The organism is Nostoc edaphicum CCNP1411, assembly GCF_014023275.1.
Taxonomy (GTDB): domain Bacteria; phylum Cyanobacteriota; class Cyanobacteriia; order Cyanobacteriales; family Nostocaceae; genus Nostoc; species Nostoc edaphicum_A.
In genome coordinates this window covers 5,255,425-5,273,287 of record NZ_CP054698.1, presented here as the reverse complement: position 1 = coordinate 5,273,287, position 17,863 = coordinate 5,255,425, and the positions used below count along the sequence as shown (strand labels likewise).

17 protein-coding genes are annotated in these 17,863 nt (G+C 40.8%); 10 read left to right on the top strand and 7 right to left on the bottom strand.

What is annotated here, in order from left to right; genetic code table 11:
- The first annotated feature begins 71 nt into the window (after positions 1-71).
- The 8 genes from HUN01_RS24890 to rfbD all read left to right on the top strand — a co-directional run bounded on the left by HUN01_RS24890 (position 72) and on the right by rfbD (position 8,794).
- Complete coding sequence (locus HUN01_RS24890) at positions 72-905, top strand: class I SAM-dependent methyltransferase (RefSeq protein WP_181928420.1); 834 nt, start codon at positions 72-74, stop codon at positions 903-905.
- A gap of 39 nt (positions 906-944) precedes the next feature.
- Complete coding sequence (locus tag HUN01_RS24885) at positions 945-2,714, top strand: methyltransferase domain-containing protein (RefSeq protein WP_181928419.1); 1,770 nt, start codon at positions 945-947, stop codon at positions 2,712-2,714.
- A 74-nt stretch (positions 2,715-2,788) separates the two neighbouring features.
- The gene (locus HUN01_RS24880; protein WP_181928418.1) at positions 2,789-3,817 is read left to right on the top strand and encodes a glycosyltransferase family 2 protein; all 1,029 of its coding nucleotides are present in this window, start codon (positions 2,789-2,791) and stop codon (positions 3,815-3,817) included.
- Complete coding sequence (locus HUN01_RS24875; RefSeq protein WP_181928417.1) at positions 3,814-4,731, top strand: glycosyltransferase family 2 protein; 918 nt, start codon at positions 3,814-3,816, stop codon at positions 4,729-4,731. Before HUN01_RS24880 ends, HUN01_RS24875 begins: the two co-directional genes overlap by 4 nt.
- A 17-nt stretch (positions 4,732-4,748) precedes the next feature.
- Positions 4,749-5,819 carry a glycosyltransferase family 4 protein gene (locus tag HUN01_RS24870; RefSeq protein ID WP_181928416.1) on the top strand — a complete coding sequence of 357 codons (1,071 nt, stop codon included), beginning with the start codon at positions 4,749-4,751 and terminating at the stop codon, positions 5,817-5,819.
- Between the two features lie 97 nt (positions 5,820-5,916).
- Positions 5,917-6,993, top strand: coding sequence for a glucose-1-phosphate thymidylyltransferase (locus HUN01_RS24865; protein WP_181928415.1), 1,077 nt, complete (start codon positions 5,917-5,919; stop codon positions 6,991-6,993).
- Positions 6,994-7,097: 104 nt separating this feature from the next.
- Positions 7,098-7,643, top strand: coding sequence for a dTDP-4-dehydrorhamnose 3,5-epimerase (gene rfbC, locus HUN01_RS24860; RefSeq protein ID WP_181928414.1), 546 nt, complete (start codon positions 7,098-7,100; stop codon positions 7,641-7,643).
- A 260-nt stretch (positions 7,644-7,903) separates the two neighbouring features.
- The gene (gene rfbD / locus HUN01_RS24855) at positions 7,904-8,794 is read left to right on the top strand and encodes a dTDP-4-dehydrorhamnose reductase (protein WP_181928413.1); all 891 of its coding nucleotides are present in this window, start codon (positions 7,904-7,906) and stop codon (positions 8,792-8,794) included.
- Positions 8,795-8,877: 83 nt separating this feature from the next.
- Here rfbD and HUN01_RS24850 read toward each other — a convergent pair whose 3' ends face one another.
- The gene (locus tag HUN01_RS24850) at positions 8,878-9,612 is read right to left on the bottom strand and encodes a 2-phosphosulfolactate phosphatase family protein (protein ID WP_181928412.1); all 735 of its coding nucleotides are present in this window, start codon (positions 9,610-9,612) and stop codon (positions 8,878-8,880) included.
- A 450-nt stretch (positions 9,613-10,062) separates the two neighbouring features.
- Here HUN01_RS24850 and HUN01_RS24845 point away from each other — a divergent pair, with 450 nt between their 5' ends.
- Together HUN01_RS24845 and HUN01_RS24840 are read left to right on the top strand one after the other, a co-directional pair.
- Positions 10,063-10,482 carry a BlaI/MecI/CopY family transcriptional regulator gene (locus tag HUN01_RS24845; RefSeq protein WP_069069046.1) on the top strand — a complete coding sequence of 140 codons (420 nt, stop codon included), beginning with the start codon at positions 10,063-10,065 and terminating at the stop codon, positions 10,480-10,482.
- On the top strand, positions 10,482-11,321 hold the full coding sequence (locus HUN01_RS24840) for a M56 family metallopeptidase (RefSeq protein ID WP_181932809.1): 840 nt from the start codon (positions 10,482-10,484) through the stop codon (positions 11,319-11,321). The genes HUN01_RS24845 and HUN01_RS24840 overlap by 1 nt, the downstream gene beginning before the upstream one ends.
- A 283-nt stretch (positions 11,322-11,604) precedes the next feature.
- On the opposite strand, the gene HUN01_RS24835 is transcribed toward HUN01_RS24840, so the two are convergent.
- The 6 genes from HUN01_RS24835 to HUN01_RS24810 all read right to left on the bottom strand — a co-directional run bounded on the left by HUN01_RS24835 (position 11,605) and on the right by HUN01_RS24810 (position 17,806).
- On the bottom strand, positions 11,605-12,477 hold the full coding sequence (locus HUN01_RS24835; protein ID WP_181928411.1) for a 6-carboxytetrahydropterin synthase: 873 nt from the start codon (positions 12,475-12,477) through the stop codon (positions 11,605-11,607).
- Between the two features lie 142 nt (positions 12,478-12,619).
- A complete protein-coding gene (locus tag HUN01_RS24830; protein WP_181928410.1) occupies positions 12,620-13,321 on the bottom strand; it encodes a J domain-containing protein in 702 nt (233 codons plus the stop codon).
- Between the two features lie 15 nt (positions 13,322-13,336).
- Positions 13,337-14,299, bottom strand: a complete 963-nt coding sequence (gene cysK, locus HUN01_RS24825; RefSeq protein ID WP_069069051.1) for a cysteine synthase A — start codon at positions 14,297-14,299, stop codon at positions 13,337-13,339.
- 77 nt (positions 14,300-14,376) lie between these two features.
- Positions 14,377-14,814: an Rrf2 family transcriptional regulator gene (locus HUN01_RS24820; RefSeq protein WP_181928409.1), complete on the bottom strand. Its 438-nt coding sequence runs from the start codon at positions 14,812-14,814 to the stop codon at positions 14,377-14,379.
- A gap of 448 nt (positions 14,815-15,262) precedes the next feature.
- The gene (locus HUN01_RS24815) at positions 15,263-16,969 is read right to left on the bottom strand and encodes an iron uptake porin (RefSeq protein WP_181928408.1); all 1,707 of its coding nucleotides are present in this window, start codon (positions 16,967-16,969) and stop codon (positions 15,263-15,265) included.
- Positions 16,970-17,524: 555 nt separating this feature from the next.
- Positions 17,525-17,806, bottom strand: coding sequence for a 4a-hydroxytetrahydrobiopterin dehydratase (locus tag HUN01_RS24810; RefSeq protein WP_181928407.1), 282 nt, complete (start codon positions 17,804-17,806; stop codon positions 17,525-17,527).
- Positions 17,807-17,863 lie beyond the last annotated feature (57 nt).

Here is a 17,863-nt window from a genome sequence, read left to right as displayed (position 1 = left end):
TGCGATCGCTCGTTAAAAAATTAACTTATTGGTTTCAATCACGCTATTCACAAATCAACAAAGAAACATCAATGGAACCTAAAATTACCGGAAATGATAATGAATTACCATTTAGTGGTTTTAATGAACAGAGAAATGAAATTAAATTCATAGATTTTTTAAATGATGATGATTTACAGGAATTGAATAATATATTGAAATGGAACTGTTTCGTAGTAGATAACAACGGCAGAAGATTTGGAAACCTAGCTTGGCGCGGCAAAAGAAACACACCACAAATCATTCCTGACAAAAGAATATTGTTAATGAATGAATATTTTAACTTAACAGACAAGCATGTTCTAGAAATTGGTTGCTTTGAAGGTATTCATACAATAGCTCTCTCACAATATGCCAAGCAAGTTACAGCACTTGATTCTCGGATTGAAAATGTTGTGAAAACAATTGTTCGTTCTTCTTTATTTGGTTTTCATCCGACTGTTTTTAAGTTAAATATAGAAGAAGACTTAACCAAGTATTGGGATTTACTGTCCGCTGATGTTATGCATCATGTTGGTGTTCTTTATCACTTAAAAGATCCAGTCCAACATTTACTTGATTTAGGAAAATATATTCGACTAGGAATAATGTTAGATACTCATTACTCTCTTGAACAAGATGCCAAAGAAACATTCCAAGTGAATGGCAAGATATATTATTATAAAAAATACCGAGAAAAAGGATATGCAGACGTATTTTCAGGTATGTACGAATCATCAAAATGGTTGAAACTAGATGATATAGTTTCAATTTTAAAGGAAGCAGGTTTTGGACAAGTGGATATAGTCGAACATAGGGATGAACGTAATGGGCCACGCGTTCTACTGATGGCTAAAAAACTAATCAAGAGTAATTTAACAAAATAATCTGTAAAACCTAACAGTTAGGAAATATGAAGTTAAATTATGGTGGAAGAAAAAGATTTTCCTGTTGAAAGTCCCATACAAATATTTGTTGGAACTCAAGAAGAGCAGATATTAGCTGTTAAAGTCCTAGAGTACTCCATCAAAAAATATACCTCAATGCCTGTTGAAGTTACGTCTCTATTTTCAGCAGTACACAACGCAGGAATACATATTCCAAAACCTGAAGATCCAAAAATTAAACCGCGAACTCCATTTAGCTTCCAAAGATTTGCAATTCCTGCTCTCAAAAACTATCGCGGTAGAGCCATTTATCTTGACTCTGATATGCAAGTATTTCGAGATATTCAGGAGTTGTGGTTACTACCATTTAACGGAGCAGACTTACTTTCTGTTTATGAACCAGAAAACTCTGGGAGACCGCCTCAATTCAGTGTTATGGTAATTAATTGTGAACAACTGAAGTGGGATGTCGTAGACTTAGTGCGAGATTTAGAACGGGGAAAATGGACTTATAAGCAATTTGTGTTGGAAATGGCTCCAGCTAACAAAATTGCGCCTGTAATACCAACTGAGTGGAATGATTTAGAGCGATATACAGAAGGTAAAACAGCTTTAACTCATTACACTGACATGGCATCTCAACCGTGGCTGACCACAGAAAATCCTCTAGGATGGTTGTGGTGTCAGGAACTATTTAATGCAATTAAAGAAGGCTTTATTAGTGAACAATTCGTCAGAGAAGAAGTTGCCAGAGGATGGATTAGACCTTCACTAGTATATCAATTAGAACATGAAATTATCGATCCTCGTGAACTATCCCCAGCAATAATTACTCAAGACAGCCTACAATTTACTCCTCCCCATTTGTGTGGAAAAATGATGAAAAATGTGAAGGACGATACTAAATCGCTTAATTTGTTAGAACGAATGGCACGTAAGGGTTATGGACTAGCTCAATACATTTGGAGAGCCAGTCGTCCAAACATCCTCAAAAACCAAGACAAGGAACCCTTAGCTGAACAAGTAGACAAAACCTCAAGCGTAAGTAGATTGCAAGAACTATACACCCTTGAACCACCGTTGAATTTAACAAAAGGACATGGGGGGAAACAATTTTCTGATATTGGACATCGGTGGGTGGAAACATTTAAACTTTTTGCAGACCTGAAGCCGAATGAAAGTGTACTAGATGTCGGGTGTGGTCCTGGTCGTATGGCTCTAGCGCTTGCACGCTATCTTAATGCAAAAGGTCGTTATGAAGGATTTGATATTAAACCTGACGATATCGCTTGGTGTCAGCAGGAAATAGAACCACGGTGGTCTCAAAGTCGGTTTCAGCTAGTAAATATTAAAAACGATCATTATAATCCGACTGGCAAGATTTCCGCTGATGAATTTAAGTTTCCCTACAAAGACTGTACTTTTGACTTTGTATTTCTGACTTCAGTATTCACGCACCTACTACCAAAAGATTTATCTAACTACTTGCAAGAAGTAGCGAGAGTACTGAAACCTGGTGGTCGTTGTCTAATTACTTACTTTTTGATAAATGAAGCAGTTAGCGAGTCTATCAAGGCAGGTAATGCCAGATTTGATTTTCTAAACAGTCCACAGACTCACTGCTATATTCAGAAGCCAGACGATCCTGAAGATACAGTAGGGTATGATGAAGAATTCATCCGTAATCAATATTCTCAAATGGGTTTCAAGATTCAGGAACCTATTTATTTTGGTAGTTGGTCAGGTATACAAACTGCCTCTAAACCACGCCACGGACAGGACGTGGTAGTAGCTGTAAAAGTTAAATAGAATCCAGTTAGGAGATAATTTCCATCTCACTTTGCAGGAAATATTTTCAGGTTGACAAATATCATTAAACTCAAATGCCGATTCCAGAAAAAATTGGTATTGTTTTAGCAACCTATAATCCTGATCTGAAATATTTTCAGAAACAGATCCAGTCAATTCAAAACCAGACCTGGCATAACTGGGTTTGTCATATTGTTGATGACTGCTCCCAACCTGAATATCAAACAGCGATTCAAAAAAATATCGAGAATGATTCACGATTTGTTTGTCATTTTCACAGCCATAACCTGAGACATTACCATAATTTTGAAAGGGGTTTACAATACTGTATTGAAGATCCTAAAATTACAGCGATCGCCTTTTCAGATCAAGATGATATTTGGATTCCAGAAAAGCTGGAAGTACTACTAAAAAAATTACGTCTTGAACAAGCACTCTTAGTTCATTCTGATTTGGAACTAATAAACAGTGATGATAAAACTATCAATCATTCTACTTGGGATTTTGAAGGACGTAATCCTGAAAAAGCGACAGTGGAATTATTACTTCTTCGCAACGTTGTAACGGGATGCTCTTTATTATTTTGCACTTCTCTGATAGCCTATGTTTTACCCTTTCCTCAACAAGATGAAATTGGTTGGCATCATGATTGGTGGGTAGCATTGGTTGCAATTCAAAAAGGTAAAATTGGACATATTCGCCAACCATTAGTCCGCTATAGGCTGCATACTTCTAATGTCGTGGGAGCAATGCAAAATGCTGGTAATTTTTATACTGAACTGATGCTGTGGTTCCAGAAAAAATATCGCATTACAGGTAAAAGCTATTTAATTCATAGTAATTTGAGTAAAGCATTTGAAGCTAGATTTTACCAAAAATTAGATTCAAACTGGTCTAATCCTTTTGACAATCGCCGCTTAGATTTTGGTTTGGGTATTCTTGAGCTTTGTTACCAAAGTTGGAAGGTAGGATATCGTTCTGAAGGTATAGCACTACGAATTTGGATTTTTAAAATTTTATTCGATATTCAACAAATTAAAAATTATATCTTCAAGTTGTTGCCAAAATTTACAGCCATTAAAAGCAATATTCAAAACAAATGAACCAGCAACAACCTATTTCAGTATCGATTATTTTAGTCAACTATAATGGAGCCGAAGTTTTACCAGATTGCTTAAATTCTATAAAAAAATTTATTGATATACCTAGCTACGAAATTATTGTTGTAGATAACGCCTCTAGCGATAGTAGTGTTGAATTAATTACAGACAAATTCCCTGAAGTTCATCTACTTAGACAAGCTGAAAATCGCGGTTTCGGGGCAGGAAATAATGCAGGCGCAAAAGTTGCAAGTGGAGAATTCTTATTTTTATTAAATACTGATACTATACTTACCAGTAATATTCTACCCCATCTACTTGAGTTAATGCAAGCGGACCCACAAGTAGGAATTATTGGGCCAAAATTGCTGAATCGAGATGGTAGTTTACAAATTTCTGTTTCGCCGGCATTAGGAATTAAAGGAGAATATCAAGCTCGGAATATGCATCGAGATTATCTAAATAACTCTGAGCAAAATTTGATTGAACAAAGATTTCAAGAAATTCAAGAAGTGGATATTATTGTCGGGGCTGCTTTTTTTATTCGTTCAAGTTTATTTCATGAATTAGGTGGATTTGATGAAAATTTTTTCATGTATTTTGAAGAATCAGATTTATGTCAAAGAGCGCAGTATCAAGGATATAAAATTATCTACACGCCTCATGTATCTTTGATTCATTTGCAAGGATATTCAATTCAAAAGGCTGCAAATGCAATGGCTATTGAATATAGGCGTAGCCAGATTTATTACTATCAAAAACATCGCCCTTTGTGGGAAAAATTACTATTACGTATATATATATTTTATAAATTTTTTGGAGAATTTATAACTACAGCCAATCCTAATAGCCTGAAGATTATTATTTTATTATTTACCGTGGAAAAATCTACTGTTAAAATATCTGTATCTAATTAATAAAAAATAATTTTATTATGCCTGTTCTCGCAAATTTATCTTTTGCACCAACTCAACCAACAGGTTGGTTAAATTATAGCCTGAATTTATTCAAAGAGCTAAAAAATTTAGATGTTGACGTATTAAGTCCACTAAAAATATCTGGCATTAAATGTTATTATTCTCCACCAGATATTACGACAGATTTTGGCATAAAAGGGCATTTAAAGCGCCTGTTATGGACGCAATTTAAACTGCCGAATATATATCATAAAATGAATTCTACGTTACTATTTTCTCCTATTCCAGAGGCTCCTTTATTTTCTTCTTGTTCTTATATAGTTACTGTTCATGATTTAATTCCTCTTAGATTTCCACAATGGTTTTCTGTGACACAGCAGCTTTATTGCAGTTATTATATTCGTGCTGTAATCAGACAATCAAAACACGTTATTTGTAATTCAATAGCAACGGCTGAAGATTTAAGCAAATTTTTGGGAGTTTCCCAGGATAAAATAACTGCAATTCCACTAGCTTATGATGTCAAAAATTTTTTTTGCTTGGATTTACCAACGCAAAATTATTTCCTTTATTTAGGACGGCATAATCCTCACAAAAATACTGAACGTTTAATTGCCGCTTTTGCGGCATTACCTAACTGTAAAGATTACGAGCTTTGGCTAGTAGGACCCAGCGATCGCCGTTATACTCCAGTTTTGACAGCGCAAGTTCAGAAACTAGGTATAACTAATCAAGTGAAGTTCCTAGACTATATGCCTTACAGCGAATTGCCAAAAATCATCAATCAAGCGATCGCTCTCGTTTTCCCCAGTCTTTGGGAAGGTTTTGGTTTACCTGTCCTCGAAGCGATGGCTTGTGGTACTCCCGTCATTACCTCCAATCTCTCCTCCTTACCAGAAGTAGCTGGCGATGCGGCGATTCTGATCAACCCCTACAACACCGGAGAAATTACAGAGGGGATGCAGGTTATCGCAACTAATTCGGCATTGCGATCGCGCCTTTCTAGTCAAGGTATCATTCACTCCCAACAATTCAGTTGGGAAAAAACTGGACAAGCAACCGTTGAAGTGTTATCCCGCTACATATAAAAGATAAACTAAGCCAGAATTTAGATACCAGGATTTAGGATTTTGTCCAGATTTCAGATTATCTTGACTAATGACTGATAATTAATCCTTAATCCCTATGAAAGCACTAATTCTCTCTGGCGGGAAAGGTACACGCCTACGTCCCCTCACCTATAGCGGAGCCAAACAACTCGTACCAGTTGCGAATAAACCTGTTTTATGGTATGGCATTGAAGAAATGGTCGCTACTGGGATTACTGATATTGGCATCATCATCAGCCCGGAAACTGGGGCAGAAGTCCAAGGGAAAACCGGAAATGGAGAATCCTTTGGAGCAAACATCACCTACATCGTCCAAGAGCAGCCACTCGGACTTGCTCACGCCGTCCAAATCGCCCGTCCCTTTTTAGGAGATTCTCCCTTTGTCATGTACTTGGGCGATAACCTGATTCAACTAGGTGAGTTACGTTACTTTCTGCAACAATTTAGCCAACAACAACCAGATGCTTTGATTCTCTTGCGTTCGGTTGCAAACCCTAGTGCCTTTGGTGTGGCTCAGGTTGATGAAACAGGACGGGTATTACAGTTAATTGAAAAACCCAAAGTTCCTCCTTCAAATCTGGCATTGGTAGGAGTTTATTTCTTTTCTCATCTCATCTTTGATGCGATCGCAAATATCCAACCTTCCGCCAGAGGCGAACTAGAAATTACTGATGCTATTCAATACCTCATTAATCAGGAAAAGCAAGTTTTAGCTTACAATCTCAAAGGTTGGTGGTTAGATACTGGTAAGAAAGATGACTTATTAGAAGCTAACCGATTGATTCTCGATACCTATCTGACAGCATCAGTTCTTGGCGAAGTCGATGCCCAAAGTCAGATTATTGGACGAGTCCAGATCGGTGCAAAATCTAAAGTAATTAACTGCACAGTTCGGGGACCAGTTGTGATTGGTAGCAATTGTCATTTAGAAAACTGCTTTATTGGTCCTTATAGTAGTATTGCTAACAATGCGACACTCATTGATACTGATTTAGAACACAGTGTGATTCTAGAAGGTGCTAAAATTGCCGGAATCCATCAGCGGATAATTGATAGTGTGATTGGGCAAAGGGCACAATTGACTCTCGCACCCCGTCGCCCCAAAGCCTTGCGATTTCTAATTGGCGATGACTGTCAAATTGAACTAACTTAAAAACAGGAAAAGCCACAGTCGAAGTGTTCCCTGCTAGCTGTAAAATACAAGCATTAAATTGCTCTCACAATTAACACTGTGGCAGATTACTCGAAATAATATTAATGAGTATTGTACATACCAAAATTCCCGACGTTATACAACTCGAACCCCAAGTATTTGCAGACGAGCGCGGGTTCTTTTTTGAAGCCTACAACGACCGAAAATTTGCTCAAGAGACTGGTATTTTTGCCAACTTTGTCCAAGATAACCACTCTGGCTCTAAACAAAACGTTCTGCGGGGATTACACTACCAAATCCAAAAACCCCAAGGTAAACTTGTCCGGGCTATTGTGGGCACTATCTTTGACGTAGCTGTAGATATTAGAAAAAGTTCCACTACCTTCGGTAAGTGGGTAGGTTATGAACTCAGTGCTGAAAACAAACGCCTACTGTGGATACCACCAGGTTTTGCCCACGGCTTTCTCGTGCTTTCAGAAATAGCTGAAGTTCTCTACAAAGCTACAGATTACTACGCACCCCAAGGCGATCGCACAATTCTATGGAACGATCCAGATTTAGCTATAGATTGGCCCCTAAGTGCCTCACCGATTTTATCAGCTAAAGACCAAGCTGGGAAATCTTTGAGAACTGCTGAAATATTTGATTAAGTAGTCATTGGTCATTGGTCATTGGTACATACCCCATCTTTTGTAATAGCCTAAGCTTACTTTGATGGTGGGCGGAAAAGCTTTGAAATAATTCAAACCATGTTAAAGAGTGGGCGCAATACGGTTCGGTTAAGGCAAGAGACGCGATAAATAATCGCCGTCTCTACAATAATCAGTCCTTTGTAGAGACGGCGATTTATCGCGTCTTTGCGATCTAAGGCGTTGCTTCTATTGGACAAATGACAAATGACAAATAACAAATGAGTAAATCAATTTTGTTGATTGGTAGCAACGGTCAAGTGGGTAAGGAACTGCAACAAATACTCCCATCCTCCGGCAATGTTATCTCAGTAGCACGCCCAACAGTAGACCTTGCCCAGCCTGATACTCTGTGCAGTATTATCAGATCCAACCAACCGCAAATCATCATTAACGCCGCAGCTTATACTGCTGTGGACAAAGCAGAAAGTGAACCCGAACTTGCTACCGCAATTAATGCTACTGCACCCTTAATTCTTGCCCAAGAAAGCCAAAAATTAGGAGCTTTCCTAATTCATATTTCGACCGATTATGTTTTTGATGGTAATGGGTATCGCCCTTACCAGGAAACCGATGCAACTAATCCTTTGAGTGTCTATGGCAAAACCAAACTCGCTGGAGAAGAAGCTATTCGGGAAACTTGCGCTCATCACCTCATCCTACGTACTGCTTGGGTTTATGGAAACTTTGGCAAAAGTAACTTTGTTAAAACCATGCTGCGGCTAGGTGCAGAACGCCAAGAAATCCGTGTTGTCGCGGATCAAATTGGTAGCCCGACTTGGGCGCAAGATATAGCCGCAGTCATAGCCCAGATCATTCCTCTGTTAACCCCAGAAATTAGCGGCAATTATCACTACACTAATAGCGGTGTTGCTAGCTGGTATGACTTTGCAGTTGCCATTTTTGAAGAAGCCCAACAGCTAGGCTTCCCTTTAAAAGTTGAACGGATTGTCCCCATTACAACTGCCGAATATCCAACACCAGCCAGTCGCCCAGCCTATTCTGTGCTTGCTTGTGGAAAAATTTCAGCAATTCTAGGGACTTATCCCCCCCATTGGCGACAAAGACTCAGACAAATGCTCACAGATTTGAAAATAGGGCATGAAGATTAGGGGAGAGGTGACAGGTGACAGGTGACAGGTAATAATCTGTACCCTGTAACCTTTACCCTATTCCCTTCTTCAGTCCCCAGTCCCTATCCCCTTTTTAAAACTCCCGTTTCATGTTGTATTGGCAAGACATCTAAAATATCAGTTTGGGAACAATATTTTAAATCATCTAAACAGTCAAGACGCAATAATCGTTGACCGTGACTAGCTTGGTGGAATAATCCTAATAAGTTATCTTGCCACTGAGAGTAAAGAGCGATCGCACTAACAACTTCATCATTACCAGCTAGTTCTTCTGGTGACAACTGGGTTTGCTGCAAAATACTATGAGCGATCGCACCTGCACAAACTGTATCCTCTAAGGAAAAACTACCTTCCCAACCAGAACCGACAATCCATACTGTCTCTGGTTGTTTCTCTAGGAGAAATTGCACCACCGCCGCCCGGTTGATCAAGGCTGCTGCTAATAGATTTGGGGAGTCTTGTACCCTTTGTAAGGCACGAGTGCCATTGGTGGTACTGATAAATAAGCGACGCCCCTGCACTAATTCTGGTGTGCAGTCGAGGGGAGAGTTTCCCAACTCAAAGCCAGGTACTTTTGCACCGCCGCGTTCTCCAGCCCGCAGGCGTTTTTCAGGGGGCCATTTTTCGCTAACTTCAATTAACTGATCTAAATCGCTGAATACTTGTACAGCTTCGCCTCCAGCCGCCAAAACTGTTGCAATTGTGCTAGTGGCTCGCAATACATCGACTGCGATCGCACATTCTGGCGCTTTATCCGTTGGAGTCAATTCAGGAGTGTGATATACGAATAGCTTCACGCGCTGGATACACCTGCTTTAATACAACTGCCGCAAATAATATTCTACCTAGTTGGTGTCACTAACTATAGTCACAATTGTTCTTGGAGCATTTTTTACCATCAAAATACAAAATGTATCTCATTCAATACATAGATGGGAGTCGGTAGAAACGCAATTAATCGCGTCTCTACTGGGGAGTCGGGAAGAAACCTGCTAGGAGTTTTAACTAAATCTTAAGAGTCCCTAATCCCTAATAAATACTCCAAAAGCCCATTTTGATGCTTTTAGACTTTCAGACTTGCTGCACTATCTTGTAACCTAAAACAAGAACAGACTTTCTAAATAGGGAAAATTTACAGCTTCAAAAAGTTACAGCCCAAAGAGACGGATATCCACTCATTCCCCATTTTCCAGTACAGATGCGATTAATTGCATCTCTCCCATTCCCCACTCCCCATTGAAATTGCTATGGCACCTTTACCCGACTACCGCCCTAAACAACTATCTTTAGGCCCATTGGAAGCGGAAATTTTAAATATTATCTGGGAACTTGGTTCAGCCACAGTCAAGGATGTACACGATCGCATCCTCGCCGATCCCAACCGCGAATTAGCGTATACTTCTGTCACCACCGTTTTACGCCGCCTCACTGATAAAGGTTGGCTGGCCTGCGACAAGAAAGAGCGGGCATTCTATTGGCGGCCAATGCTGAGTAAGCAGCAATCAGATGTCATCAAAGCTCACGAGCAGTTACAGCGATTTCTGGCGGTGGGAAATCCTGATGTTATTGCTGCTTTTGCAGATAGCTTAGATGAAGCAGCTAGTGAGCAAATAGCAGCGATCGCCAAACGCATTCAATCTGCACGCCAAGCCAGGGAGGAACAATGATGCATTTAATGATGATTTTGATTGCTTTGGCAGTTGCCTGGTTATTAAGATCCTCTTGGAATCAATCCCAAGGCAATTGGAGTCTGCGGTGGCAGCGATCGCTATTTTTGTTTCTCTTCCCGCCCTTGCTAATTTTCATGACTGCGATCGCGGTGCTGTTCATGGGGCCTCAAGGACAAATGGGCGGGATGTATACAGGCTCAATTAGCTATTTACTAGCATTCATTTATTTAGCATTTTTTGCCATTTCATGCATTAAACTTGCCTTCCAGGGTTGGCAGTCTGTAGAATCTGCCCGTAACTGCCCTTTAGTGAATGTTGGCGATAGACGAGCCAGACTGCTGCAAACCGGGGCGCTGTTCGCAGGTCAGATTGGTTTTTGGCAACCAGAATTAGTAGTTAGCCAAGGATTAGTGCAAGCTCTCTCACCCGCTCATTTAGAAAGCGTCTTAGCCCATGAGCAAGGGCATCACTATTATAGGGATACGTTCTGGTTTTTCTGGCTGGGTTGGGTGCGTTCCTGCACCGCATGGTTGCCGAATACAGAGCCTTTGTGGGAAGAACTTTTAGCTTTGCGCGAACTCCGTGCCGACGGTTATGCAGCATTGCAAGTAGACCCTCTGGTGCTAGCGGAATCACTTTTATTAGTGGTTAGTACCAGCCCAGTCTTATCGGAAATTTGCTGTGCTGCATTAGGTTCATCTGGTGCAGATCGCTTAGAACAAAGAGTAAAAGCCCTATTAGCACCACCAGAATCAACTTCAGAAACCCAATTGCAATCCTGGCATAGCTTTCTGTTGGCGTTCCTACCTCTACTGACTGTGATATTTCATAGTTAATTTGAATTTAGTAAGCTATTACAACGAAATCGTTTCGATTAAGGTTTTTTGATGAAAATTCTAGATTGCTAAAGATACGATAAATCGCCGTCAAGACAAAAGACCGATTTGTAGAGGCGGCGATTCATCGCGTCTTGTCTTAAACGTGGTATCTGAGAAAAATATTTATTTGGCAAATAGCCCAATGTTGACTGCTAAGAGTGTAGAACAAACTTTTCTAGCTTGGGCATGGGCATGGGGATGATATAAATTCCCTATGTCCTATGCCTGGATTTTCAATTACTTAAACGCTTGCCAATACTGGCTGATTCACGGATGTGCTGACTGAATCTGATTCTGACTCCGTGCAGTAAATTTCACAGGAGTTATTGGGACTTTCAATCAGTTTTACTTTGTAAAGTTTAGCTCCCAATTCCTGAATGGGCGATCGCAGTAAATTACTAATGTAAAGTGCGATATTCTCAGCAGTGGGCACAACTTCGGCAAAGTAGGGAATATCTTTGTTTAAAAATGTGTGATCGAATGGCTCTAACACATAATCTTCTACCACTTGATTCAGGGCACCTAAATCAATAATCATCCCAGTACGCGGGTCAATTTTTCCTTTGACAGTGACTTCTAGATGGTAGTTGTGTCCGTGACCGTTGGGACGAGCGCACTTACCATAAATCTCAGTGTTTTCTTCGTTACTGAGCTTAGGATGAGCTAGCCGATGGGCGGCGCTAAAGTGAGTACTGATAGTGAGGTAGGCTTCCATTGCGTTTCCCATATAATCTGCCCAAAGTTCAGGATGTTCAAATAACTGCACACGGACTAGAGGCAAATGGGGTGCTAGCCGCTGCCAGATAATCCGTGCAATATTCTCAGTGGTAGGCAGAGTTTGTTGAAATTCTGCCCACACATCGTTGAGATAAGAGAAGTCCAATTGACTGGTAACTTCTCGTTTAATTACGTGTTTCACATCAGACAAGTTCAGCACCATGCCATATTCATCTAATTCCCCGGTTAGGGAGATAAATAAAACATAATTATGTCCGTGTCCCGGAAATCTAGAGCAAGCACCAAATTTCTCAATATTCTCGGCTTCACTCAGTTCTGGCAACCAATAGCGATGACTTGCTGAAAACTGGGCGCGGCGATTAACAATGCATTGCATGAGTACACTATGAGCAGAATTTAAAATTTCTTAATCTTTTTCTGTTTCCAGCATAAACTAATTTCTTAGTCATTAGTCATTAGTCATTAGTCCTTTGACATCTATCAGGATTAACCCATGCCCAATGCCCCATGCCCAATTACTATGTAACAGACGCTTGTGCCTCACAGTGTAATCCCGTAGCTATGCGGAATAGTTCTTGACCTGTGTGCAAATAACGCTCATCGTAGTTCAAAGGAAAATAACCTAATTCTTCGAGTCCATCTGCTACCTGATCGAGGCTGTAGTAGAGGTGAGCCGCTGTTCTTGCTAGACTAGGGGGATTCGGTAGGGAGCGAAAAGTACTTTGTGCCTGTTTGAGGTCATCTCGACAGGCTTGTAAGTATTCCTGAAATTCATCTAACAGCTCATCATCAAACGGATCAGCAGCTAATTGCTCCATTTGTTCTTCTAACGAATAAAGAATGGTACAAAGCAAACGATTAACTGGTTGGTAAACTTGGCGCAGCCATTCCTCGACTTGCTCATCAACGTCGCGTCCTGTTTTTCGTCTTGTCTGGTAATGCTTTTGCGCTGATGCTGTACGCTGTTGGCGATCGCTATTTAATTTTTGAGAGTCATCTTGCAGTTCTTGGTCATAATTACGGCGATTTTGGTTATCGCCTAAGACCTCATAAGCTGCATTGATGCGGATAATCTGCTCGTGATCGGCTGTATCCTGATGACTGTCAGGATGAAATAACTTAACCAAGCGGCGATAAGCAAGCTTAATCTCCGCTTGGCTTGCACTTGGACTAACTTTGAGAGTTTCGTAATGGTTAGAAACGTGCTTAGAATTGACCATTAATTCAATGTATCGTTAACTGACGCTAGTGGCTAATCTTGCCTCCAAGTCTTGGAACAACGGTGTACTCAAATACCTCTCGCCAAAACTGGGCTGAATCATCACAATTAAACGTCCCTTATTTTCTTGACGTTGGGCGACGCGAATTGCTGCACATAAAGCTGCTCCACTAGAAATACCAGATAGTAGCCCTTCTTCTTTTGCCAAACGCCGACTGTAAGCGATCGCTTCTTCATCGGTGACAGTAATCACTTCATCAATCAATTTTATCTTTAATACTTGGGGAATAAACCCAGCACCAATTCCCTGGATTTTGTGTGGCCCTGGTCTTCCCCCTGATAAAACAGAGCTATTGGCTGGTTCAACAGCGATCGCTTTAGAATTAGGTTTGCGTGCTTTAATCACTTCTGCTACACCAGTGATCGTACCACCAGTGCCCACCCCTGCCACAATGATATCTACTTGTCCATCAGTATCTTCCCAGATTTCCTCTGCTGTAGTTTCTCGATGCACTTTTGCATTGGCTGGATTGCGGAACTGCTGTAACATATAGGTATTTGGCGTAGTATTAACTATTTGTTGCGCCCGCCCAATTGCTCCACTCATACCTTCCATACCTGGTGTTAGTTCCAGTTCTGCTCCATAGGCCCGCAACATTGCCCGACGCTCCCCACTCATCGTCTCTGGCATTGTCAAAATTAATCGATAACCCTTGGCTGCTGCTGCCATTGCGAGGGCAATTCCTGTGTTTCCAGATGTGGGTTCTACCAATACTGTTTTCCCAGGAGTAATCAGTCCCTCTTCTTCAGCAGCGTTAATCATACTCACCCCAATCCGGTCTTTAACTGATGCCGATGGGTTCATACTTTCCAGCTTGACCACAATTTCCGCAACACATCCTTCTGTTTGAGGAATACGGTTCAACTGCACTAGGGGTGTACGACCAACCAGTTCTGTAATGTTACGAGCTATTCGCATAATTTAGTCCTTAGTTATTAGTTATTAGTTATTAATTATTGGTCATTAGTTATCAACAAATAACAAATGACTCTTGACTAAATGTAGTACATTATATCCAACTGCCGCCGGGAATCTCGTTTTTCACAAAGATCCTGGAGCGTATATTTTTGCAACACTGAATTTGCCGCGCGACTTGCTTCTTGCCAAATTTCTTCTATAACCGAACTGTCTACCGTTTTGGAATTAACCTTTTCTTCACCAGTCCGCACCTCTAACCCTTCTAAACATTCTAAAATCTCAAAAAGGATGATTTTTCGGGGTTCTCGCGTTAACAGATAGCCACCTTTTGACCCGCGTTGACTCTTGACTATACCCCCACGCCTTAAGGTTGCTAGTAGCTGTTCCAGATAGCGATCGGGTATATTTTGTCTTGCTGCAATGTGTCGAATTTGCAGCGGTTCGCCACTTTCGTAATGAGCAGCCATCTCTAATAAGGCGAGAATTGCGTATTCCGATTTACAGGATAGTTCCACAAGTAGCAATAAGTTAGGGGTTATAAATTAGGAGTTAGGAATTAGGAGTCATTCAATCTGAATTTTATATTTTTCCTTCAATATAAAATCCCAAGTTCAAAATCCGCAGAGTTAGGATATTAAGCAATATGTAACTTTATAAAGCCAACAAAGCCAACTTAAACAGGACTTACGCAAACAACATCCAAAACCCTTATTCTCTGGTAGGGGCAATTCATGAATTGCCCCTACCAGAGAATAGTTTTGCGTAAGTCCTATTAAATTAGAAAAGCTCATTCAGAAAAAGTTACTCACGGCGTAAGTCACTTGTAGAATTCACAACTCCTAACTTTTCTAGTATACTCCGGTTAAATACTGGGGTTTATCCATTGCTGCTACTCAAAACAAAAAGCCCCGCCTGATGGCGGGGAGAAATAGAGTTCAAAATTGTTAGTGGATAGTCAACACTCTAGAAGGTGAAAGTTGTTCTGAGCGTACCGATAATTGCATCGTCGTTATCGCTGTTTTGACCAGGAGAGGTCAACCAGATTACACCAGGGGTAACAGAGATGTTATCTGACACGCGATACTTGTAGAAACCTTCAAAGTGATAAGGTACATCATTACCACTACCAGCAAAAACTGCTCGGTTACGAGAATAAGGTTCTGCTCCAGCGAAAATACCTAAAACATTACCCTGTTTACCAAAATCAACTAAAGCAACCCCAGCACCGTAGCTCCAAGCTTCATAATCATCATCTGCACCGAAGCCGGTGACATCATGGTAAGAGACGAAGCCACTAATTGATAGCTTGTCGCTGGGTCTAAACGCAGCTGACAGACCGTAGGAATTGCTGGAACCTTCACCTAGTAAAGCATTACCTTGTCCAGTACCTACTGCAACAAGATCTGCATTTGACGTAGAACCGGAGTTGAATAAATTACCAGCTCCGCCATTATATGCGTGGACGTAGGTAGCAGCTAAAGCCAAGCGATCGCCTACACTAAAGTTAAACTGTCCTAAAGCTGCATAGTCGCCATTGGTAAGACCTTGACCAAGACCAGGATTATTCGCTTCTGATGCCAAGTAACCCGCAGTTATTGAACTATTTCCCAAAATACCGCTGTTTTGACCAAAGGGTATGTTGAGCGCTATACCTGCACCACCACCAATCCGATAAATGGGACTTTCAGAAGCAAAGCTAGACAGGGCGCCATTACCACCGTCAGTTTGATCGAAAAAGTAGGGGTTGTTAACAGCAGCGTAATGGCTGTGTCGTCCGCCACTAGCTGCGAGGTAAACGTTGGCTGGGCCTATGGGAACTTCATAGGTTAAACGGTCTATTTTGACACTGTTGCCACCATCGCCATTACCGACTTGAAAGGTTTGTGTACCTTCATTAGTGACTACAGGAGTATCAAGTAAAAAAGCTTCTGCATTACCAGCAGCAAGACGTGTGTGTAAAACATCTCTACCTGTGAAGCTGGTTTGCAAGTCTAAGCGTACTCTGTTTTGGAAGACAGTGTTGTTGTTGTCACCACTAGTACCGCCAAACACATCACTAACAGCAAAAATGGCTTCACCAACTAGTTTGGTGGTAGTGGAGAACTGATTAGCTTCCAATTCAGCAGTCCGCGCTTCAAGGGAATCTACGCGACCGCGTAGGGTTGCCAATTCTGCGGAAAATTCTTCTTGTAACCGCTGCAAAGTAGCTAAATCTTGTTTGGTTACCAAGTCAGCTGTTGCTGTGGCAATCAATTCGTTAACTCGATCCAAACAGGCATTCAAACCAGCGGCAAATTCATAACGAGTCAAAGCACGGTTACCGCGATAAGTAGCATTTGGGTAACCTGCAATACAACCATAGCGCTCAACCAAGGACTGCAATGCTTGGAATGCCCAGTCGGTGGGTTGTACGTCGGAAAATTGAGAAACCGATGTTACTTGAGACTGGGAGTTATTTTGATTGCCTTCGTTACTGTAGCGATTAACTTGATCTATGGTTGTTTGAGCCAATATTTCTGGCTGTTGGACAACTTCAGTTGCACTTGCTTGTCCGGCTGGCGATACTTCAGTGGTTGTGTTTGGGGCGGCAATTGCTGTTGTCGAAACTAACAATGTTGCTCCCAAAACTGCTGGGCTAACCACTAAGGATTTCCACAAAAGATTAGACATCACTTTACTCCTCACACCTTGTTTAGATAATTGGCTTCGTTGCACCTAATTCTCAAAAATGCGACATCTCATTGAAACCTGTGGATGAGGCATAGTAGCCACTACTACAATTTTAGTTTTTGCAAAGCTAATAAACGATTAACTTGAGGTTAAAAACTTATGTGATTAACTTATGCAAAAACATATCTTTATATCATAACATTATAAAACATCTGATCTAGATGGCAAGATTGGAGCGATCGGCTTAATAACTGTCACACATACTTATCTAAATATCTAAGCAGGGAGTAGGGTTTAGGGCATTTGCTCCTACTTAGTTAAATTGCTGAAAGCTTTAGACACTTAGCAGCTTGTCATCAAAAACAACTTTTTCCACTTAGAGAAAAAATAAATCAACCTAAGTTACGCAATGTAAATTTAATTAAATTGGTCATAGTAAACGGCTCCAGCCTTGGAAATAGGGCTAGAGCCGTTTACTACAAACCTTTAATTATCTACTAAGTTCGCGTCTCGGTTACTTTCAGTCAGTTGGTGCTAGATGTCAAAAGAAATTGCTTAGAGAATTTTGGAAATCGCCTGCGCTACATCAAAGTCTGTCTGCGTCAGCCCGCCTGCATCATGTGTTGTGAGTGTAATCTTCACTTTGTTGTAGGAAATCTCTATATCTGGATGATGTCCTGCTGATTCAGCTGGCTCCACCAACTTATTCACAAATTCAATTGCTTCAATAAAATCTTTGAAGGTGCGGGTAATCTGCAACTTAGAGTCTTCAACAGTCCAACCTGACAGAACCTTTGCCTGTTCTTGAATTTCCGCTTCAGTGAGTAATTGTGCCATATCAAGAAATTCCTACTTATATATCTGTTACATTTTGCATCTGACAAACGTAAATCC